Genomic DNA, 19,579 nt, shown 5'->3' on the forward strand with positions numbered 1-19,579 from the left:
CGGTCGACGCAACGGTGTTGTGCAGTGGTCATCGCCGACGTTGACCGTCCTCTGTGTTTCAGGCAGATGACCTGCAGATCTTCGCGTCACAGGGTCGGAAAAGAGACCCTTGACAGGCGTTCCGGATGGCCTTCATGGTGTTGCGTACAGAAGAACATCGTTGCCCATAGAGCAACACACGCCGCTGGCTCCATCAACGGCCCGGCCCTCTCCCGTGTGTCGCACCCGCCCCTCGCGGCGGGTCGTCTGGCCTGGGTGACACGTACGCAGGAGAGCCGCCATGGCCACACAGCCCCGCATCGTCATCGTCGGAGCCGGCATCGTCGGATGCGCCCTCGCCGACGAGCTCACCCGGCGCGGACGCACCCACGTCACCGTCCTCGACCAGGGACCGCTCTTCACCACCGGCGGCTCCACCTCGCACGCACCCGGCCTGGTGTTCCGGACGACCGGGAACCGCACGATGACCCGCCTCGCCGACGCCACCGTCACCAAGTACTCGCAGACCACACTCGACGGTGCCCGCTGCTTCCGCCCCGTCGGCGGGATCGAGGTCGCGGCCACCCCGGAGCGCCTCACCGACCTGCACCGACGTCATGGCTGGGCCGCCGCGTCCGGCATCGCGTCCCGCATGATCGACGCGGACGAGTGCGCGACGCTCCACCCACTCATCGACCCGTCGACCATCCTGGGTGGACTGCACATCCCCGGCGACGGGCTCGCGTCGCCGGTCGCGGCCGCCGAGGCCCAGGCCCGCGCCGCGATCTCCCGCGGCGCGGAGTTCCTCGGGCACCGCCGCGTCACCGCGATCGAGCGTTCCGGCGGGCGGGTCCGCGCGGTGTGCACCTCGGCCGGCGAACGGTTCGACGCCGACATGGTCGTCTCCTGCGCGGGGATGTGGGGCCCGCTGGTCGGCGGTCTGGCCGGGGTCACGATCCCGTTGGTCCCGATGGCGCACCAGTACGCGATCACCTCGCCGGTCGCCGCGCTGGACGCGGTGCACGCGTTGGGTTCCCTGGTCGGGCGGGCCGACGCGTCGCTGCCGATCCTGCGTCACCAGGACGCGGACCTGTACTTCCGCGAGCACGGCGACCGGATCGGGATCGGCGCCTACGGCCACCGCGCGATGCCGATGGACCCCCTCGAGCTCGACGTCCAGGACCCGAACACGACCATGCCCTCGGAGCGCACGTTCACCGCCGAGGACTTCGACCCGTCCTGGGACGCGGCGCTCGCGCTGCTGCCGGCACTCGGCGACACCAAGGTCGAGGAGGGGATCAACGGCGTCTTCTCCTTCACCCCGGACGGGATGCCGCTGCTCGGTGAGCACCCCGACCTGGCCGGGTTCTGGTCAGCCGAGGCGGTGTGGATCACCCACTCGGCCGGGGTCGCGGAGGCCGTCGCGGAGTGGATGACGACCGGTCGTCCGGCCGTCGGCGGCGAGCCGATCGACCTCTCGTGCGCCCACCTCGACCGGTTCGACCCGGCGATGCTGGAGCCCGAGACCGTGCGGGCGCGCTCGTGCCGGGCCTTCGACGAGGTCTACGACATCGTGCACCCGCACGACCCGCCGGCCGTCGCGCGGCCGGTGCGCACCAGCCCCTTCCACTCGCGGCACGTCGAGCTGCGCGCCGTGTTCGGCGAGGGCGCGGCGTGGGAGCGTCCGATGTGGTTCGAGGCGAACGCGACCCTGCCGGAGGTCTGCGAGACCACCCGCCGCACCGGGTGGGCGGGCCGGAACTGGTCGCCGGTCGCCGGCGCGGAGGCGCTGGTCACCCGGCGTGCGGCCGGGCTCTACGACCTGTCCCCGCTGCGCCGCGTCGAGGTCACCGGGCCCCATGCACTCGAGTTCCTGCAGCGCCTGACGACCAACCAGCTCGACCGGCCCGTCGGCACCGTCACCTACACCCTGATGCTCGACGAGTCCGCCGGCATCCGCGCCGACCTCACGGTCACCCGGCTCGGCCCGGAGCGGTTCGCGCTCGGGGTCACGAACCGTCTCGACGTCGGCCTGCTGCGGTCCTACGCCCGTGCCGGGGTGACGATCCGCGACGTCACCGAGGAGACCTGCTGCCTGGGTCTCTGGGGGCCGAAGGTCCGGGAGATCCTCGACGGCCTGGTGCCGGAGTCCGCGCAGCGCCTCGGGTTCTTCAAGGCGGCCGAGTTCCACGTCGGGGCCGTGCCGGTCACCGGGCTGCGGGTGTCCTACGTGGGCGAGTACGGCTGGGAGCTCTCCACCGCCGCCGAGCACGGGGAAGCCTTGTGGGACACGATCTACGCCGCCGGGGCGCGGCACGGCCTCGTCGCCGCCGGGCGGCACGCGTTCTCCTCGCTGCGGATGGAGAAGGGCTACCGCTCCTGGGGCACCGACATCAGCACCGAGTACGACCCCGACGAGGCCGGTCTCGGGTTCGCGGTGAGCATGGACAAGGGCCCGTTCCTCGGCCGCGCCGCGCTGCACCAGCGACGCCTCGCCGGGCCGCCCGCCCGGTCGCTGGCCACGCTCGTCCTGGACTGCCCGCAGGCCGTCCTGTTCGGACAGGAGCCGGTGTACGACGTCCCGGACGCCCACCGCTCCGGGCGCGGGCCCTACCTGCTCGACGACGGCTCCACCGGTGACCCCCTCGACCCTCGTGAGCGGAAATCGTCGCCAGGGCAGCCATATCCGCGCACGGGCGGGGTTCTCGGGTACGTCGCCAGTGCCGCGGTCGGGCACACGGTGGGGGAGTCGATCGCCCACGTGTGGCTCCCGGCGGACAAGGCGGTGGCCGGGACCCGGGTCGAGGTCGAGTACCTGGGCAAGCGGCTCGGGGCCGAGGTCGTCGACGGCCCGCGCTACGACCCGTCGATGTCCCGTATGCGGGCCCGGTAGCCGGACCGACGGGGGAGAGGGAACGACATGGGACACGACGTCATCGTCGTCGGGCTCGGCGGCATGGGCAGCGCCTCGGCGCACCGGCTCGCCGCGGGCGGGCTGCGGGTGCTCGGCCTGGACCGCCACCCGCCGGCGCACGACCAGGGGTCGAGCCACGGCGGGTCGCGGATCACCCGGCAGGCCTACTTCGAGGACCCCGCCTACGTGCCGCTGCTGCGCCGCGCCGGAGAGCTGTGGGACGCCGTCGCCGAGGAGTCCGGCCGGCACCTCGTCGACTGGAGCGGCGGGGTGATGGTCGGGCGGCCGGACGGGCCCACGATCTCCGGGTCGCTGGCCAGCGCCCGGTACTGGGGCCTGGAGCACGAGCTGCTCGACGCCGGACAGATCCATACCCGGTACCCGACGCTGCGCCCGTCCGACGCCGACGTCGCGCTGGTCGAGCGACGTGCCGGATCGGTGAACCCGGAGGAGAGCGTCCGCGCCCACCTCGATCTCGCCGGCCGGTACGGCGCCGACCTGCGCCACGGCGAGACCGTCCTGGACTGGACGGCGACCGATGCCGGGGTGCGGGTGCGGACCGAACGGGCGACCCACGAGGCCGACCGGCTCGTGCTCGCCCCGGGCGCCTGGGCCCCGGACCTGCTGGCCGACCTGGGCGTCCCGATGCAGATCGAGCGGTACGTGCAGTTCTGGTTCGCCCCGTCGGACCCGGCCGCGTTCGCCGGGCACCCGGTCTACATCTGGGAGGGCCCGGGCGGGCGCCAGTTCTACGGGTTCGGGCTCGGCGGGGACGGCACCGTCAAGGTCGCGTTCTTCCGCGGCGGCGACGTCTGCGACCCGGCGAGCATCGACCGCACGGTGCACCCCGGCGAGGTCGAGGAGATCCGGGCGTTCGCGGCGCCGCACGTCCCGGGCGCGGTGGCGGAGTTCGTGCGCGCCAAGACCTGCATGTACACCTGCACCCCCGACCACCACTTCGTAATCGCGCCGCACCCGGCGCACCCGGCCGTCACGGTGGCGTGCGGGTTCTCCGGGCACGGCTTCAAGTTCGTCCCGGTCGTCGGGGAGATCGTCGCCGACCTCGTCACCGCGGGCTCCACATCGCACCCGATCGACCTGTTCGACCCTGCTCGATTCTCCGCTCGATCCACCCCCGCCCACTCCACGCACTTCGGGGAGCACGTCGCATGAGCACCACACCGCTGCCGTCCAGCCTCCGCCCGACCCTGCCCGGCACCGCCTACACCGACCCGGCGACGTTCGACGCCGAGTGCGCCCGCATCCTGGAGGCGAACTGGTTCTGCGCCGTCGCCGCCGTCGACCTCCCGAAGGCCGGCTCGTTCCGGACCGTCACCGTCGGGCGGGAGAGCGTGCTGATCACCCGCTCCCGGACCGGGGAGGTCCGCGCGTTCTTCAACGTGTGCCGCCACCGCGGCGCGCGGCTGTGCACCGAGTCCTCCGGCACGGTCGGGCGGACGTTCCGCTGCCCGTACCACGCGTGGTCCTACGACCTCGACGGCAAGCTCGCCGGCGCGCCGCACCTGCCGCAGATGCGCGACATCGACCGCACCGAGTACGGGCTGCGCACGATCGCGGTCCGGGAGTGGCTCGGCTACGTCTGGGTGTGCCTCGCCGACGACCCGCCCTCGTTCGCCGACACCGTCATGGCGTCGGTCGCCTCGCGGCTCGGCGACGTCGCCGCCGTCGACCGCTACGACGTCGGGTCCCTGGCGCTGGGGAAGCGGATCACCTACGACGTGGCCGCGAACTGGAAGCTCGTCGTCGAGAACTTCATGGAGTGCTACCACTGCGCGACGATCCACCCCGAGCTCACCGGCGTGCTGCCGGAGTTCGCGAAGGGCTGGGCGGCGCAGTACTACGTGGGCCACGGCGCGGAGATGGGCGCGTCGGTGGAGGGGTTCACCGTCGACGGCTCGGCCGGCCTCGGTCGCCTGCCCGACATCGACGACGAGCAGGACCGCCGCTACTTCGCCGTCACCGTCGCGCCGCAGGTGTTCCTCAACCTGGTGCCCGACCACGTGATCGTGCACCGGATGTTCCCGCTCTCGGCGAACCGCACGGTGATCGAGTGCGACTGGCTGGTGCACCCCGACGTCGTCGCGGCCGGGACCGACATCTCGCGGTCGGTGGAGCTGTTCGACCGGGTCAACCGGCAGGACTTCGACGCCTGCGAGCGCTGCCAGTCCGGGATGGGCTCGCGCGTCTACCGCGACGGCGGCGTGCTGGTGCCGACCGAGCACCACATCGAGGAGTTCCACACCTGGGTCCGGACCTCGCTCGGCGAGATCGTCGCGGTGCCCGAGGCGTCGGAGGGGGCGGCGTGAGCATCCTCGATCACATCGGTGACACCCCGTTGGTGCAGGTCGACGGCGTGTGGCTGAAGCTGGAGCACCTCAACCCGTCGGGTTCGGTGAAGGCGCGGATGGCGCTGCACGTGATCCGCCGTGCCGAGGAGCGCGGGCTGCTGCACCCCGGGGACACGATCGTCGAGGCCAGCTCCGGCAACACCGGCAACGCGATGGCCATGGTCGCCGCGGTGCGCGGGTACCGGATGGTGGTGGTGACGCCGACCGGGCTGAGCCGGGAGCGGACCGCGATATCCAGGGCGTTCGGGGCCGAGGTGCTCGAGGTGGGGGACTTCCACGTCACCGACGCCCTGGCCGTCGCCGCGCGGCTGGGGGAGCGCCCGGGCTGGTTCGCGCCGTCGCAGTTCGACAGCGAGGACAACGTCGAGGAGAACGCGACCTGGCTCGGTCCGGAGATCCTGGGCCAGCTCCCGTCGCCGCCGGACGCCGTGGTCTGCGGGATCGGGACCGGCGGCACGCTGATCGGGGTGGGCCGGGCGTTCCGGGAGGTCAACCCGGGCTGCGCGGTGATCGGCCTCGAACCGCACGAGTCCTGCACGATCCGCTGCGGGGAGATCGGCAAGCACCGGATCGAAGGGATCGCCGACGGCTTCGTGCCTGGCATCCTCGCCCGGCACCGTCACGTCGTCGACGACGTCGTGTCGGTGGCCAGCGAGGACGCGCTCGCCGAGATGCGGCGGATGGCCCGGTCGTTCGGGCTGTTCGTCGGGCCCAGCTCCGGCGCGCACCTGGTCGCGGCCCGGGCGTGGCTGGCCGCGCATCCCGGCTCGACGATCGTGACGTTCTGCAGCGACGAGGGGGAGAAGTACCTCGCCGACCACTTCACCGCCGTCGAGCCCGCCGCGGTCGCCGCCTGACCCCGGTCACCGATCCGCACCCCTGCCGTCGATCCGCACCTGCTGCAGGGTGTGCGGATCGCCGGTAGAGGTGCGAACTCGGTGCCGGGCCGGCGGATCAGGCCAGCAGGGCGAGGATCGGGGCGAGCTGGGCGGTGTCGAGGTACTCCTCGATGCGGGTGACCTTCCCGCCGTCGGAGTGCACGACCAGGCAGGCGTGGGCGGCGACCTCACCGCCGTCGGGCAGCGTGCCGCGGAAGGTGTAACGGGCGACGGAGATGCCGTCGTCGCCGGGGGCGGTGGTCCGGACGTCGGTGAACCGGAAGTCGGGGACCTTCGTCCGGATCGTGCGGACCGACTCGAACGTGTCGACCAGCGCCATGTCGAGATCGTCGAAGTTGTGCCAGGCGGTGGCGCCGTCGGCGATCAGCTCCCGGTCGACGTCCAGTGCGTCCAGGGCGGCGATGATGCGGGCGGCGGGGGTCGTGTCGGTGGTCGTCATTGATCCTCCGGTGCTTCGGTCCTGACGCCCGATCGTGCCCCGATCCGGAGCCGTGGGACACCCCACTCCGGGGGACATCCGGCGGCCGGCGGTCTCCCGCGCCGCCCCCGACGTCGCCTGCCGTCTCCGCGGGACGTGCATCCACCCGCGGCGGTCAGGACGTCGAGGTGCCGGACTCCCGAGGACCCGTGCCCCCGCCGGTCGGGCGCAGGGCCTCGGCGACGACGTCGGCGGCGCTGGACGAGCGGGTCCGCCGTCCGCGGTCGTAGTGCTGGGTGGTGGCGATCGTGGCGTGCCCGACGTCGGCCTGGACGTGCTGGATCGGGGCGCCGTTCTCCAGCGCGATCGTCACGTAGGCGTGGCGCAGGGCGTGCGGGTGCACCCGGTCGGCGACGTCGTCGAGCTCCGGGCCGCCGGTCTCGGCGACGCGGCGCAGCAGCGTGTAGAGGGCGAACCGGGTGCAGCGGCCGCCGTCGCGGGTCGCCAGCAGAGGCGACGACGCGGCGCCCCGCCCGCGCCGGGCGGGAACGGCCGTGCCCGCCGTGCGGTCCCGTTCGGCCAGGTAGGCGGTGAGCGCGTCCGCGGCGAGACCGGTCAGGTAGACCTCGCGCCGGACCCCGCCCTTGCCCAGCACCCGCAGCAGGCGTTCCCCGCCGGAGACGACGAGGTCGTCGCGGTCCAGCCCGGCCACCTCGGAGACCCGCAGGCCCAGCGACAGCAGCGCGACGACGGTGACCGCGCGCAGGGCGTAGAGATCGCGGTGCCGGGTGGGGTGTGGCAGCCGCGCCGCCGACTCCAGCAGGGCTCTGACCTGCGCCGCGGTCAGCCGGACCGTCGGCGACGGGTCGCGCGAGCCGCCGGAGAGGCCGAGGCGCTTGCGGTTGAGCGCGGCCGGATTGCCGGCGATCACCCCCTCGTCGAGGAGGTGGCCGTAGAACGCGGACACGGTCGAGAGCATCCGGGCCCGGGTCCGCTTCTGCGCGCCGGCGGTGTCGAGGGCGTGCAGCCAGGCCGTGACGTGGGTGGCGGTCGCGTGCCGGGGGTCCAGGGACCGGGAGGCGCACCAGCGGAACCAGGCCAGATGGTGCAACGGCCCGCGCGGGGCGGGTGGGGGAGTGCGCCCCGGGGACCGGCCGGTACCGGCCCCGGACGACTCGGCGGGTCCCGGCGAGCCGGACACGGGGGCGGTGGCGCGGGCCCCGGTGCTGCCGCCCCCGGTGCTGCCGCCCCCGGTGCTGCCGCCCCCGGTGCTGCCGCCCCCGGTGCTGCCGCCCCCGGCGGCGGTGTCCGGCCGGCCCGTCACCCCGTCCGCCCAGCCGATCGGCAGCCCGAGGGCGTAGGCGTAGGTACGCCGGGTCTGGGCTCCGCCGTAGCCGGCGAGCCACTGCGCGACCAGGGCACGCAGCGCGTCGGGGTCCTCGACGCCGGGCCACTCGCTCTCGGGCTGCAGGTCCGGCGGCGGAACCGGCCGGGGCAGGCTCGCCAGCACCGCGATCGGCCCGGAGATCGTCTCGTCGGCCACCCACCGATCGTCTCCCACGCGCCACCGTCCCCGGCGCAGACCCGCCGCGGGTGTGACGCCCGGTCCTCAGACCCGCCGGATGCGGGCCAGCCACGCCGGGACGTCGACCCGGTCACCGGCCGGGATACCGAGCGCAGCGCTCTGGTGCTCGGCCACGACACCGCGGTACGTGCTCGTCCCCACGCCGTCGACCCGCCACCCGGGACGGTCGAACGCGGTGCGGATGTCGGACTCGTCGATCTCGGGGCCGAAGCCCGGCCCGCGGGTGGAGAGGGCGAGCAGGTGCAGGGTGGCACCGGGTGCGCAGACCCCGAGCAGGGCGTCGGCGTAGCGGACCCGGTCGCGTGCGTCGAAGATGTGGAACAGGGCGCTGTCGAGCACCGTGTCGAACCCACCCAGGGCTCGCAGGCCGGCCGGGTCCAGGGCGTCGACCTCGGTGAACCGGGCGGTGACACCGCGCTCGGCGGCGGCGGTGCGGGCCCGCGCCAGTGCGGACGGTGCGGCGTCGGCTCCGAGTACGTCGTGGCCCAGGGAGGCCAGGTGCAGCGTGTGCTCGCCGGTGCCGCAGCCGATGTCGAGGACGCGGCCCCGGAACCCGCCCGCCCGCTGGAGCACGACGACCGCCGGTTGCGGCTCGTCGATCACCCACGGCGGAGTCCCGTCGAGGTAGGCCTGCTCGAAGCGGTCGGTGGTCGGCGTGACGTCCATGGTCGTCTCCCTGCTCGATGTGCCGGTGTCACACCCGACGGTGCAACCTGAATCCGGCTCGAGGTCAAGGGTCAGTCCACGGCGGCGAGCCGCGGCGGCTGCTCGCGCAGGGTCGCCGCGGCGATCTCCACGAAGTCGAGGACCCGGCGTTCCCGGCGGTCCTGTGACACGACCACGCAGGTCTCGACGGGGACCGAGTCGGTCACCGGGAGGTGGACGAGGTCGGGTCGCGAGTACGACTCCGCGACCGTGCTCGGCACCATGGCGATGCCGTACCCGGCGGCGATGAGCTCGAACTTCTCCTCCAGCGACGACGTCCGCCGCGCGTGCGCGTCGAGGATCGTCTCGCCCTCGAGGTCGGCCGCGGTCAACGAGCGGCGCCGCGCGAGCGGGTGCGTCGCGGGCATGCAGGCGACCTTCGCCTCGGCGCCGAGGTCGACGGTGCGCAGGCTGGCGTCGTCGAACGGGCGGCGGAGCACCCCGACGTCGGCACGGCCGTCGCGCAGCGGCGCGGTCTGCTCCCACCAGTGCAGGCGGAGCAGCTGGATCTCGACGCCGGCGTGGGTCGCGGTGAACGCCCGGACCGCGTCGGACACGTGCAGGCCGGGCGCGAACGCGACGACCAGCCGCTCGACGCCCCGGCCGGCCTCGAGCACACGCCGGACGGCGGAGTCGACGGTCGCGAACACCCCGCGCGCCTCCTCCCGGAGCTGCTCACCGGCGGGGGTGAGCTGCACGCTGCGCGTCGTCCGGGTCAGGAGCGCGCACCCGAGCTCCTGCTCCAGCGCCCGGATCTGGCGGCTCAGGACGGGCTGCGCGATGTAGAGCTCCTCGGCGGCCCGCCCGAAGTGCCGGTGCTCGGCGACCGCGGCGAAGTAGCGCAGCTTGAGCAGGTCCAGATCCATGCCCTGAGGGTATCAATCGTCGCCGACAGGTATTGGACGATCTCCGCAGGCCAGGCGCAGGGTTGGGCCCATGTTGGTCATCACCACGCCCACGGGCGACATCGGCAGCCAGGTCCTCACCCGCGTCCTCGAGACCGCGCCGTCGGAGGAGGTCCGCGTCGTCGTCCGCGACCCCGCCAGGCTCCCCGCGCCGGTCCGCGACCGCGTCGAGGTCGTCGCCGGATCGCACGGTGACGCCGACGTCGTCGACCGGGCCTTCGACGGCGCCGACGCCGTGTTCTGGCTCGTCCCGCCGGATTCGCAGGCCCCGAGCCTCGACGTCGCGTACTCCGGGTTCACCCGGGCCGCCGCGAAGGCGTTCACGGTGCACGGGGTCTCCCACGTCGTCGGGGTCTCGGCGCTCGGCCGGGGCACACCCGTCGCGGACCGCGCCGGGCTCGTCACGGCCTCGCTCGCCATGGACGACCTGATCGCCGCCACCGGCGTCGCCTACCGGGCGCTGGCGAACCCGACGTTCATGGACAATCTGCTGCGCCAGATCGCCTCGATCCGCGACGACGGGGTGTTCACCGACACCCAGGCGCCCGACCGTCGCGCACCGTCCGCCGCGACCCGCGACATCGCCGCGGTCGCCGTCGACCTGCTGCTCGACCGGTCCTGGACCGGCGCCGGCAGCGTCGCGGTGCTCGGCCCGGAGGACCTCTCGCAGGAGGACATGGCACGCATCATGACCGAGGTGCTCGGCCGTCCCGTCCGCTACCGGCGCGAGCCGCTCGAGAACCTCGCAGCGCGGCTCACCGGGTTCGGGGCGGGCGAGGCGTTCGCCCGGGGCATGGTCGACATGATGCGGGCGAAGGACGAGGGTCTCGACGACGGCGTGGCCCGCACCCCGGACACCGCGAGCCCGACGACGTTCCGGCAGTGGTGCGAGGACGTCCTGCGCCCGGCGGTGCTCGCCTGAGCCCCGACGCCGACCACGGCTGATGCGCTCCTACGCCGCCCGTCACCAGGACGACCCGCGCAGCCTGCTGCTGATCGACCCCGGGCACGTGCGGACCGTGCTCGGCGGCCCGGGCGCGACACCGACCGTCCCCGGGGTCGTGGACGCGATCACCGCCCACGCCGGTGAGCCGGGACTGCGGTTCCTCGACTACCGGGGCGAGACCGTCCCCCGGTGAGCCGACCGGATCGCGTCGGCGATCTTCTCGCCGACCAGGACCGCGGTCAGGTGTGCGTTGGCGCGGGTCACCCAGGGGAAGACGCTCGCGTCGGCGACGCGCAGACCGTCGACACCGAGGACCCGCCCTTCCGGGTCGACGACGACGTCCGGGTCGTCCGGTGCGCCCATCCGGCAGGACCCGGACGCGTGCACCGTGTCGATCACGTTGGCCAGCGCGAACTCGGCGAACTCCCGGTCCGACATCGTCGTCGCGGGATCGGCCATGCCCGTGCCCAGCCAGGACGCGGTGGCGACCTTCTGCAGCTCCGGCTGTGCGGCCAGCGTGCGCAGCTCGTCGACGACCACGCGGAACCGTCGCATGTCGTCGGGGTGGGAGAGCATGTCGAAGTCGACCTGCGGGTCGACGGAGGGATCGGTCGAGGCGAGCTGCACGCGGCCGGTCGAGACGACGTGGTTGCCCCAGCCGATGACCCCGGCGGCCGGGACGCCGATGCCCAGCGCGCCCGGCGTGGCCAGCATCGCGTCGTTGACCTCGTCGCCGACCCCGGTGCTGAACCGCACGCAGAGCTGACCGCGCTGCGGCTCGTCCCCGAAGTCGGGCGGTTCGTGCAGGCCGAGGGCCAGCACGATCCCGGGGTGGTCCTGCAGACCGTGCCCGACCGGGAGGTTCGCGACGGGCTCGACGCCCAGTGCCCGCAGGTCCGCCGACGGGCCGACCCCGGAGCGCAGCAGGATCGCGGGGGATCCGATCGCGCCGGCCGACAGAACGACGTCGCGGGCCCGGTACTCGACGGTCTCGCCGCCGACGATCGCGACCACACCGACGGCGAGGGTGCCGGAGAACAGGATCCGGTCGACCAGGGCGTCGCCGACGACGGTCAGCCCGGGCCGGTCGCGGGCCGGTTCGAGGTAGGCATCGTTGGTCGAGACGCGCCGCCCGTCGACGCCGTTGTAGGCGTACGGCGAGACGCCGGTCGAGCCGGGGGCGTTGTGGTCGGGCGCCCACGGGTGGCCCAGCCGCTCGGTGGCCTGGTCGACGGCCCTCTCGATCGTCGCGAAGTTCTCCCGGCGCGGTCGCGTGACGGGGATCGGGCCCGCGTCGCCGTGGAACGGCTCGTCGCCGAAGTCGCGGTCGTTCTCGAGCCTGTTGAGCAGGGGCAGGACGTCGTCGAAGCCCCAGCCGGTGGCGCCGCGGGCCGCCCAGCCGTCGAAGTCCTCCACGGTGGCCCGGATCGCGAACAGGCCGTTGACGGCGGAGCTGCCGCCGACGCCGCGTCCCCGCACGTACGGCAGCGCAGACTGGGCCGCGGACCTCGTGGCCGTCAGGTTCGGGAAGGTGTGGGTGTCCGCGAGCTGTGCCGTCAGCCCGATCGCGCCCGGCTCGACGCTCCGGAGCTCGGGGGAGGTCTCGGCCGAGCGGTAGTCCGGACCGGCCTCGAGGAGCAGGACGCTCCGGTGGTCGTCCTCGGTCAGCCGGGACGCGATCGTCGCACCCGCGGATCCGGCTCCGACGATGATCGTGTCGTACATCGGGTCCCTTCCTCTGTCCTGGGGCCTCCCGGCGGACGGTCGCCCGCACGGATCGGCTGAGGTCAGGAGACACCGTGCCGTAGCGGCACACTCAAGCGTTTCGTCCGATTCTTCCCGCTGCGGGTGCACGGACCCGGCCGAGGTCGGCCGGGCGAGCGGAGCAGGACGGGGCACGCTCTGTGCGCGGTATCCGCCCGGCTGACCTACCGGCAGGCCGACGACGCCGCGCCCCGCTGCCGACGCCTACGCCTGCTGCCCTCCGGGACGGCGGAACCGGCAGGCTCGGCCTGCCCGGAGGGAAAAGCGACCTGGGAGCCGGCCGGCTACGCCACGCTGGAACGGGTCCTGAACGCGCCCTGACCCGTACCGATCACGATCGCCGGTCTCGTACGTTCAGCGATCACGCCGCGCCACGAGCACGACGACCGCGCCGGACCGGCCGTCGGGCGGGAGCCGTAGGTCGGCCACCAGCCGAAGTCCGGCCTGCTCGATCAACGAGGTGAGCTGCTCGGGTCGCCACTGGTAGGTCGTCCAGCTCACGGCGACACCGCCGTAGGCCTCGGTACGGACGAGATCGTCGTCGCCCGCGTGCGTCGCGAGGATCAGATGACCCCCGGGTGCGAGGGCACGGGCGAACGACGCCAGGACCTGCGGCAGTACATCGCGGGGCAGGTTAAACAACGACCACCAGCCCAGCACCCCGGCCAGCGACGACTCGGCCGGCTCGAGCTCGGTCGCCGAGGCCACGTCGAATCGGCAGTGGGGGTGGAGGCGGCGCGCGTGCTCGATCATGCGCGGTGAGAGGTCCACGCCGGTCGCGTCGACGCCGTGCTCGACGAGGTAAGACGTGACGGTGCCCGGCCCGCACCCGACGTCGAGGACCGGTCCGCGCCCGGCGACCGCGTCGACGAAGACGTCCATCGCGGCCTTGAGCCACGGGTGGTTGCGGACGTCGCCGACGCCGGTCGTGACGACCATGTCCACGTAGTTGTCCGCGACGCGGTCGTAGGACTCGCGCACCACATCGAGGTCGGTCGGACGACGCACGGGCGAGGCGCTCATCGATCCGACCGTAGAAGGGGCCGGTGCGTCCCCGACGGAGCGACGCGCCGGCCCCCTCCTGGTTTTCGCCGGGCGGACGACCGAAAGCACGAACGAAACGATGGTTCCGTTGGTAGCTGCAGCTAGTTTTGATACTGAATACATGGTTATTAGTTATCAATACTCGAACTGGTACGCTGCTCGACGTGGACGACGACGCCGTACGCTGCGGATACAGCCGATGCCGCGCCGAGCTGCCGGCGCCGGGCCCGCAGGGTGGGCGGCCCCGGACGTTCTGCCGGGACACGCGGTGGCCGGGCGGGCAGACCTGCTCGCAGATGGCCCGCGCCGAGCGGGAAGCCCTCGGGGCACTCGGGCTCGACGCCGGCGCCGGCGCGTTCGCGCTCGACGCCGACCGGTTGCGCGAACACGTCGACGCCGTCCGCGGGCCGGTCCGGGAGCTGGGGGAGGCCCTCGACGGGGTGGGGGCCCGGCTGGACCAGGTCCAGCGCGAGGCGGTCGACGCCGTCGAGCAGGCCCGGACGCGGACCGCCGACGCCGAGCGTGCCCGTACCGAGGCGGAACGGGTGCGGGACGAGGCCGTCGCCCGGGCCCGCGAGGCGGTCCGGAAGGCCGAGGCGGCGGCAACCGACCGGGCGGACGCGGTCACCCGGGCGACCGCCGCCGCCCAGCAGGTGATGGAGGCGACGGAGGCTCTCGGTGCCGCGCGCCAGCAGGTCGAGGAGGCCGGCGCGGCACGGGCGCGGGCGAACGAGGAGGCGGCCGCGGCGGAGGCCCGGGCCGCGGCCTCCGAGCAGGCGCGGGCCGAGGCGGTTCTCGACGCCCACCGCGCCCAGGACGAACGCGACGGTGAACGGGCCCGGATCGCCGCCGTCACCTCCGAACGGGATGACGCCCGCGCGGTCGCCGACGGGCTGCGCACCGACCTGGCCACGGTCCGCGCCGAACGCGACCACGCCCGGGAGGAGCGGGACCGCCTGTCGTCCGAACGCGATGCCGCGCGGGCGGAGCGGGACACCACCCGGCTCCGGGTCGACGAGCTCGTGGCCGAGCGCGACCGGGTCCGCGACGACGCTCGCTCCGAACTGGCCGAGGTCCGCGCCGAACTGGACACGGCCCGCGCCGAGGCCGTCCGCCTGCGGGAACGCGCCGACGACGAGTCCGCACGCCGGGAACGGGCCGAACAGTCGGTCTCCGACCGGGCCGCGCGACTCCACCCGGACGACCTGCGGACCCTCGTCGCGGCGCTGCGCTCCCAGGACGACGCCGGCCCGGAGAGCCCACCGCCGACCCGCACGTGAGCGACACCGACGCCTACCGGCAGGCGCGCGGGCGCGGCCCGCGTCCGTCACGGGCCAGGCTCCACGGCCGAACGATTGTGCGAGCGGAGCGCTCGTCCAGCCCGGGCGTGTGAGCGGAGCTCTCGTGCAACCGGCTCGGGTGCTTCTGGTGCGTGATGGGTGCCGGGAAACGATCGCGGACGTTCTGTCGGTGCCGGATGCGATCCTCCGGCCATGACCGGATGGGCACCGAAGGCGGAGCTGCTCCGCTACCTGCAGGCGGGGCGCGAGGCCCTGTTGTGGAAGACCGAGGGCCTGGGCGAGTACGACCTGCGCCGGCCGATGACACCGACCGGCACCAACCTCCTGGGCCTGGTCAAGCACGTCGCGGCGTGCGAGATGGGGTATCTCGGTGCCGTCTTCGGACGCCCGGCCGACGAGCCCCAGCCCTGGTTCGCGGAGGACGCGGACCCGCAGGCCGACCTGTTCGCGACCGCCGACGAGTCACCCGCCGACGTCGTCGCCCTCTACCGGCGGGTGTGGGCGCACTCGGACGCGACGGTCGAGGCACTGGAACTCGACGCCGTCGGCCGGGTCCCGTGGTGGGCCGAGGGCGGACAGGAGATCACGCTGCATCGCGCGCTCGTCCACATGATCGCCGAGACGCACCGTCACGCCGGGCACGCCGACATCCTCCGGGAACGGATCGACGGGACGGCCGGGCTCCGGGACGGCAACGACAACATGCCGCCCGGCGACGAGACGCATCGGCGGGAGTACCACGACCGGCTGGAGACGCTGGCCCGCGAGGCGGGCGGGAGGTGAGCAGGGAGCTGGGTGGGCGACTCAGCGGCCGGGCGAGCGTTCCGACGGCGTCGTGGCCTCCAGCTCCTCGACCCGGTTCCGGAGGGTGCGCAGCTCGGTGAGCACGGCGGTCCAGTCCGCGGGCGTCGGCTGCGCGGCGCGCTGTTCGTCACCGACCCGCTCGAGGAACCAGGTCGCGATCGCCGCGGTCACCGTGCCCAGCACGGCGATCCCGGCCAGCATCAGCGCCGCGGCGACGAGCCGTCCCTCGGTGGTGACCGGGTAGCGGTCCCCGTAGCCGACGGTCGTGATCGTGGTCAGGACCCACCACAGGGCGTCGCCGAAGGTCGTGATCGACGACTCCGGGGCGTCCCGCTCGGCCTCGAACACCCCCAGCGCCGCGACGAAGGACACCAGCGAGACGGTCACGATCAGATACCCGCCGACTCGTCCACGGAAGTCGTCGCGCAGCACCCGGGTCAGCACCGAGACCGCGGCGATCAACCGGAGCAGGCGCAGGAACCGGAAGAACGGCGCCAGCACGATGAGCAGGTCTACCGGGTTCGCGAGCACGAACCGCTGTCGATGCCGGGCGCACACCAGCCGTCCGACGTAGTCGACGACGAACACCGCCCAGGTCAGCCACAGCACCGCCTCGAGCGCGGTCCACGCGGGCTGGCCGGGCCGGGTGGCCAGCACCTGCACGGCGTAGACGACGAGGAACGCGGCGGACAGGACGGTCAGGGGGATGTCGCTGCGGCGTTCCCAGGCCTCGAGGCGGGCCTCGTCGTCGAGGTCCGCGGGGGCGGCGGGGGCCGTCACCGGCTGATCCATGCGCGGACCCTACGCCGGGAGACGCCGCCCCGGAACGGTTCGGATGCCGGAACCGTGCTGGTCAGGCCCCGACCGGCCCGGACCCGGCGGAGGCCGCCGCCGATCACCGTGCGGTCGTACGGCGGCGCCGCGGGCCGTCGGCGATCGTCGAGCCGTCCTTATCGGTGATCAGTGGCACGGTCCTTAGCGCCGATAAGGTAGTGGGGTGACAGTCGTGAGGGCGGGGCTCGACCGCGCTGCGGTGGCCTCCGCCGCGCTCGACCTGCTCGACGAGGTCGGCCTCGACGGGCTCTCCGTCCGCCGCCTGGCCGAGGTGCTGGGGGTCAGGTCACCGGCGTTGTACTGGCACTTCCGCGACAAGGCGGAGCTGCTCGACCTCATGGCCCGGGAGATCCTGCGGCCCGACGTGCACACCCCGGTCCGGTCCGGCGAGGACTGGCGGGAGTGGGTCGCCGACGGTGCGCGCCGGCGTCGACGGGCGTTGCTGTCGCGCCGCGACGGGGCACGGCTGGTCGTGGGGACCCGGCCGGGATTCGAGATCGCCGCGCGGACCGAGTCCGACCTGGGGGTGCTGTGCGATGCCGGGTTCGGCGCCGTGGGCGGGTTCCGCCTGCTGGTGGCCGTCGGGCACTACGTGACCGGTTTCGTCATCGAGGAGCAGGGTGCCGCCCGGCGTCACGCCGCACTGACCGGGCCGGTCCCGGACGTCGCCGAGATCGAGGCGATGACGCCGCTGCTGGTCGGGGCGCTGGTCGACGGCGGGCCACCGGAGAGCGACGAGGCGTTCGAGCACGGCCTGGCCGCGCTGATCGCCGGATCGGACCCGACGACGGCCGGCGGAGTGCGGGGGTAGCCCCCCGGCCGTCGTCCGGAGGGGTCACGCCGCCCGCGGCCCGTAGCCGAAGGTGCGGATCGTGCCCACCGCGGCCGGTCCGAACGGCCGCAGCGCGCGGCTCGGGTCCACCGCCGCGACGGCCGACGCGGGGTCGGTGACCGCCTGCTCGGCGTCGAGCGGGGACAGCGCACCGACCAGGTAGGCGGCGTCGCGGCCGGAGACGGTGTCCGCCACCGCGGCGGGACGGCCCAGCGCGCCACCGAGGTGGCGGATCCCGACGACCGTCATCGGCCCGTCCAGCGCCGCGACGGCGTCCAGCCCGGCCGGGGCCAGGTCGTCGAGCAGCAGGTTCTCGCCGGTGTAGGCGTGCGGCATCTCCGGCTCGGCGTAGACCCGCGACGACTCGACCGGGCGCAGCGGACCGACCGTGTCCTCGGCCGGCCGGGTCGCCGCACGCAGCGGGGCGAGCAGCGCATCGGCCGTCGCGGCGTCACCGCGGACGGTCACGGCGATCCGGGCGATGCGACGTCCGCGCAGGTGCGGCGGCAGGACGTCCCAGTCCGGGTAGGTGACGACCGACATCCCGGAGGTGACGGCGTCGGGCAGGTCAGCGGTCCACGCGCGGTAGGTGTGCAGCGGTGCGGCGTCGCCCGGCTCGTCGATCGGGCCCAGGTCGAACACGAGCGCGCCGCCGGTCAGCGGGCCGGCCGGGAGCAGCCCGATCGTCATCGCGGTGACGACCTCGCCCGCTGCCGGACCGGTACCGCGCAGCCGGGCGAACCGGTCCGGGTCGGTGTCCGTGGTGACCTCGCGCAGGTCACCCACGCGGTCGACGATCTCGAACGCGCGCACGTGGTCGACGGCCCAGCCGTCCGTGCGGCCGGTCAGCCCGAGTCCACCGCCGAACGTGTAGCCGATCGCCCCGACGCCGGGGGAGGAGCCGCTCGGCGCCATCAGGTCGACCGCATCCGCGGCCGCGGTCACGTCACCCCAGACGGCGCCGGCGCCGATCCGGGCGGTCCGCTCGGCGGCGTCGATGTCGATCGTGTCCATCCCCGCGGTCAGCAGCAGGATGCCGCCGTCGGCGGGGACGCGGGTGCCGTGCCCGGTGTGCTGCACGGTCACGGGCAGGTCCTGTTCGGCGACGACGCGGGCCGCGGTGCGGACGTCGTCGGCGGTGCGGGCGGCGACGACGGCGCCCGGCCGGTGCCGTACGCCCAGCTGGAACCCGGTGGACTCCTCGGCCGCCTCCGGGGCGTCCGGGCCCAGGACGGTGCCGCCGACCTGCGCGATCAGCTCGTCGACGAGGGTGCTGGTGGCGGTGTGTGCGCTCATGGGAACGAGCATGCTGCCGTTCGTGACAGAAGTCGAAGAGCTGTTTCTGCTGTGAGTTAGCATCGCTTGTTATGGAGCTGCGTCACCTGCGCTATCTCGTCGCCGTCGTCGAGGAGGGCACGATCACCGGTGCCGCGGCCCGGCTGCACGTCGCGCAGCCGGGGGTCAGCGCGCAGCTGCGGCAGCTCGAACGCGAGCTCGGCGAGCCGCTGCTGGAGCGCGGGCCACGGGCGGTCGCGCTGACCGAGGCCGGTCGCGCCGTCCTCCCGCACGCCCACGCCGCGCTGGCCGCCGTCGACGACGCCCGCGACGCCGTCGCCGCGCTGCAGGGACTCCTGCGCGGCCGGGTCGCCGTCGGGATGGCGTCCTCGCTGCCGGACACGGTGCTCTCCGACGCCGTCGCCGAGTTCGCCGTCGCGCACCCGCAGGTCACGGTGACGCTGCGGGAGGACACCGCCGACGCCCTGCAGTCCGAGCTGCTGGCCGGGCGCCTGGACGTCGCCTACCTCGGTGCGCCGGGAGAGCTGCCCGAGGGGCTGCAGGGGCGGGTGCTGCTCGACGACCGGCTGGTCGCCGCCGTCGCCGCGGACGACCCGCTGGCCGGGCGCTCGCGGATCGGGCTGGACGAGCTGGTGGAGCGGCCCCTGATCTGCCTGCCGCAGGGCCACGGTCTGCGGGCGGCGCTGGACCGCGCCTGTGCCGCGGCCGGGCTGCAGGCGCGGGTGGCGTTCGAGGCCGGTGCCATGAGCCTGCTGCTGCGCCTGGCGGCACGCGGGGTGGGGGTCGCGGTCGTGCCGGAGCCGGCTCTGGGGGCACCGGCCGTGCAGGCCCTCGACGTCCCACCGGTGGCCGTCCCGCTGGACCCCGAGGTGCGGACGCGGCTGCACCTGGCGTGGCGGTCCGGCGGCCCGAGCGGTCCCGCGGCGCGGGCGTTGGTCGGCGAGGTGCTCGCCGCCCTGTGAGCCGGCCCGGGACCGGCCGGTG

Annotated in this window: 18 protein-coding genes; 10 read left to right on the forward strand and 8 right to left on the reverse strand. The window is 74.1% G+C overall.

Annotation, left to right across the window (positions count from 1 at the left end; genetic code table 11):
• Nucleotides 1-280: 280 nt before the first annotated feature.
• Genes EV383_RS15760 through EV383_RS15775 form a run of 4 tightly spaced genes read left to right on the forward strand, consistent with a single transcriptional unit; the run spans nucleotide 281 to nucleotide 6,119 of the window.
• The gene (locus EV383_RS15760; protein WP_130290614.1) at nucleotides 281-2,872 is read left to right on the forward strand and encodes a GcvT family protein; all 2,592 of its coding nucleotides are present in this window, start codon (nucleotides 281-283) and stop codon (nucleotides 2,870-2,872) included.
• Between the two features lie 27 nt (nucleotides 2,873-2,899).
• Nucleotides 2,900-4,066, forward strand: coding sequence for an N-methyl-L-tryptophan oxidase (gene solA, locus EV383_RS15765; RefSeq protein ID WP_130290615.1), 1,167 nt, complete (start codon nucleotides 2,900-2,902; stop codon nucleotides 4,064-4,066).
• Nucleotides 4,063-5,220 carry an aromatic ring-hydroxylating oxygenase subunit alpha gene (locus tag EV383_RS15770; protein ID WP_130290616.1) on the forward strand — a complete coding sequence of 386 codons (1,158 nt, stop codon included), beginning with the start codon at nucleotides 4,063-4,065 and terminating at the stop codon, nucleotides 5,218-5,220. The genes solA and EV383_RS15770 overlap by 4 nt, the downstream gene beginning before the upstream one ends.
• A complete protein-coding gene (locus EV383_RS15775; protein WP_130290617.1) occupies nucleotides 5,217-6,119 on the forward strand; it encodes a PLP-dependent cysteine synthase family protein in 903 nt (300 codons plus the stop codon). The genes EV383_RS15770 and EV383_RS15775 overlap by 4 nt, the downstream gene beginning before the upstream one ends.
• A gap of 97 nt (nucleotides 6,120-6,216) precedes the next feature.
• On the opposite strand, the gene EV383_RS15780 is transcribed toward EV383_RS15775, so the two are convergent.
• The 4 genes from EV383_RS15780 to EV383_RS15795 form a co-directional block, all read right to left on the reverse strand.
• Nucleotides 6,217-6,600 (reverse strand): nuclear transport factor 2 family protein, encoded by a 384-nt coding sequence (locus EV383_RS15780; RefSeq protein WP_130290618.1) that lies wholly within the window; start codon nucleotides 6,598-6,600, stop codon nucleotides 6,217-6,219.
• A gap of 154 nt (nucleotides 6,601-6,754) precedes the next feature.
• Nucleotides 6,755-8,122, reverse strand: coding sequence for a tyrosine-type recombinase/integrase (locus EV383_RS15785; protein ID WP_242623124.1), 1,368 nt, complete (start codon nucleotides 8,120-8,122; stop codon nucleotides 6,755-6,757).
• 66 nt (nucleotides 8,123-8,188) lie between these two features.
• Nucleotides 8,189-8,830 (reverse strand): class I SAM-dependent methyltransferase, encoded by a 642-nt coding sequence (locus tag EV383_RS15790; protein ID WP_130290619.1) that lies wholly within the window; start codon nucleotides 8,828-8,830, stop codon nucleotides 8,189-8,191.
• A 71-nt stretch (nucleotides 8,831-8,901) separates the two neighbouring features.
• A complete protein-coding gene (locus tag EV383_RS15795; RefSeq protein WP_130290620.1) occupies nucleotides 8,902-9,735 on the reverse strand; it encodes a LysR family transcriptional regulator in 834 nt (277 codons plus the stop codon).
• A 70-nt stretch (nucleotides 9,736-9,805) separates the two neighbouring features.
• Here EV383_RS15795 and EV383_RS15800 point away from each other — a divergent pair, with 70 nt between their 5' ends.
• Both EV383_RS15800 and EV383_RS15805 read left to right on the forward strand, forming a co-directional pair.
• Nucleotides 9,806-10,696 carry an NAD(P)H-binding protein gene (locus EV383_RS15800; protein ID WP_130290621.1) on the forward strand — a complete coding sequence of 297 codons (891 nt, stop codon included), beginning with the start codon at nucleotides 9,806-9,808 and terminating at the stop codon, nucleotides 10,694-10,696.
• A gap of 22 nt (nucleotides 10,697-10,718) precedes the next feature.
• Complete coding sequence (locus tag EV383_RS15805; protein ID WP_130290622.1) at nucleotides 10,719-10,913, forward strand: Rossmann-fold NAD(P)-binding domain-containing protein; 195 nt, start codon at nucleotides 10,719-10,721, stop codon at nucleotides 10,911-10,913.
• On the opposite strand, the gene EV383_RS15810 is transcribed toward EV383_RS15805, so the two are convergent.
• On the reverse strand, nucleotides 10,886-12,445 hold the full coding sequence (locus EV383_RS15810; protein ID WP_130290623.1) for a GMC family oxidoreductase: 1,560 nt from the start codon (nucleotides 12,443-12,445) through the stop codon (nucleotides 10,886-10,888). The two genes, EV383_RS15805 and EV383_RS15810, sit on opposite strands and share 28 nt — an antisense overlap.
• 393 nt (nucleotides 12,446-12,838) lie before the next feature.
• Nucleotides 12,839-13,507: a class I SAM-dependent methyltransferase gene (locus EV383_RS15815; protein ID WP_130290624.1), complete on the reverse strand. Its 669-nt coding sequence runs from the start codon at nucleotides 13,505-13,507 to the stop codon at nucleotides 12,839-12,841.
• Nucleotides 13,508-13,692: 185 nt separating this feature from the next.
• Between EV383_RS15815 and EV383_RS15820 the strand changes: the two genes are divergently transcribed.
• Together EV383_RS15820 and EV383_RS15825 are read left to right on the forward strand one after the other, a co-directional pair.
• A complete protein-coding gene (locus EV383_RS15820; RefSeq protein WP_242623125.1) occupies nucleotides 13,693-14,808 on the forward strand; it encodes a coiled-coil domain-containing protein in 1,116 nt (371 codons plus the stop codon).
• Nucleotides 14,809-15,021: 213 nt separating this feature from the next.
• Nucleotides 15,022-15,612 (forward strand): DinB family protein, encoded by a 591-nt coding sequence (locus tag EV383_RS15825; protein ID WP_130290625.1) that lies wholly within the window; start codon nucleotides 15,022-15,024, stop codon nucleotides 15,610-15,612.
• A 21-nt stretch (nucleotides 15,613-15,633) separates the two neighbouring features.
• Here the strand turns inward: EV383_RS15825 and EV383_RS15830 are convergent, their stop codons facing one another.
• Nucleotides 15,634-16,425: a potassium channel family protein gene (locus EV383_RS15830; RefSeq protein ID WP_130290626.1), complete on the reverse strand. Its 792-nt coding sequence runs from the start codon at nucleotides 16,423-16,425 to the stop codon at nucleotides 15,634-15,636.
• Between the two features lie 205 nt (nucleotides 16,426-16,630).
• Between EV383_RS15830 and EV383_RS15835 the strand changes: the two genes are divergently transcribed.
• Nucleotides 16,631-17,278, forward strand: coding sequence for a TetR/AcrR family transcriptional regulator C-terminal domain-containing protein (locus tag EV383_RS15835; protein ID WP_130290627.1), 648 nt, complete (start codon nucleotides 16,631-16,633; stop codon nucleotides 17,276-17,278).
• Between the two features lie 24 nt (nucleotides 17,279-17,302).
• On the opposite strand, the gene EV383_RS15840 is transcribed toward EV383_RS15835, so the two are convergent.
• Nucleotides 17,303-18,595, reverse strand: a complete 1,293-nt coding sequence (locus tag EV383_RS15840; RefSeq protein ID WP_165438365.1) for an FAD-binding oxidoreductase — start codon at nucleotides 18,593-18,595, stop codon at nucleotides 17,303-17,305.
• A 71-nt stretch (nucleotides 18,596-18,666) separates the two neighbouring features.
• On the opposite strand from EV383_RS15840, the gene EV383_RS15845 reads away from it, so the two are divergent.
• Entirely contained in the window at nucleotides 18,667-19,557 is an 891-nt protein-coding gene (locus EV383_RS15845; protein ID WP_130290629.1) for a LysR family transcriptional regulator, read from the forward strand.
• Nucleotides 19,558-19,579: the final 22 nt, after the last annotated feature.

This window comes from Pseudonocardia sediminis (assembly GCF_004217185.1).
Classification (GTDB): domain Bacteria; phylum Actinomycetota; class Actinomycetes; order Mycobacteriales; family Pseudonocardiaceae; genus Pseudonocardia; species Pseudonocardia sediminis.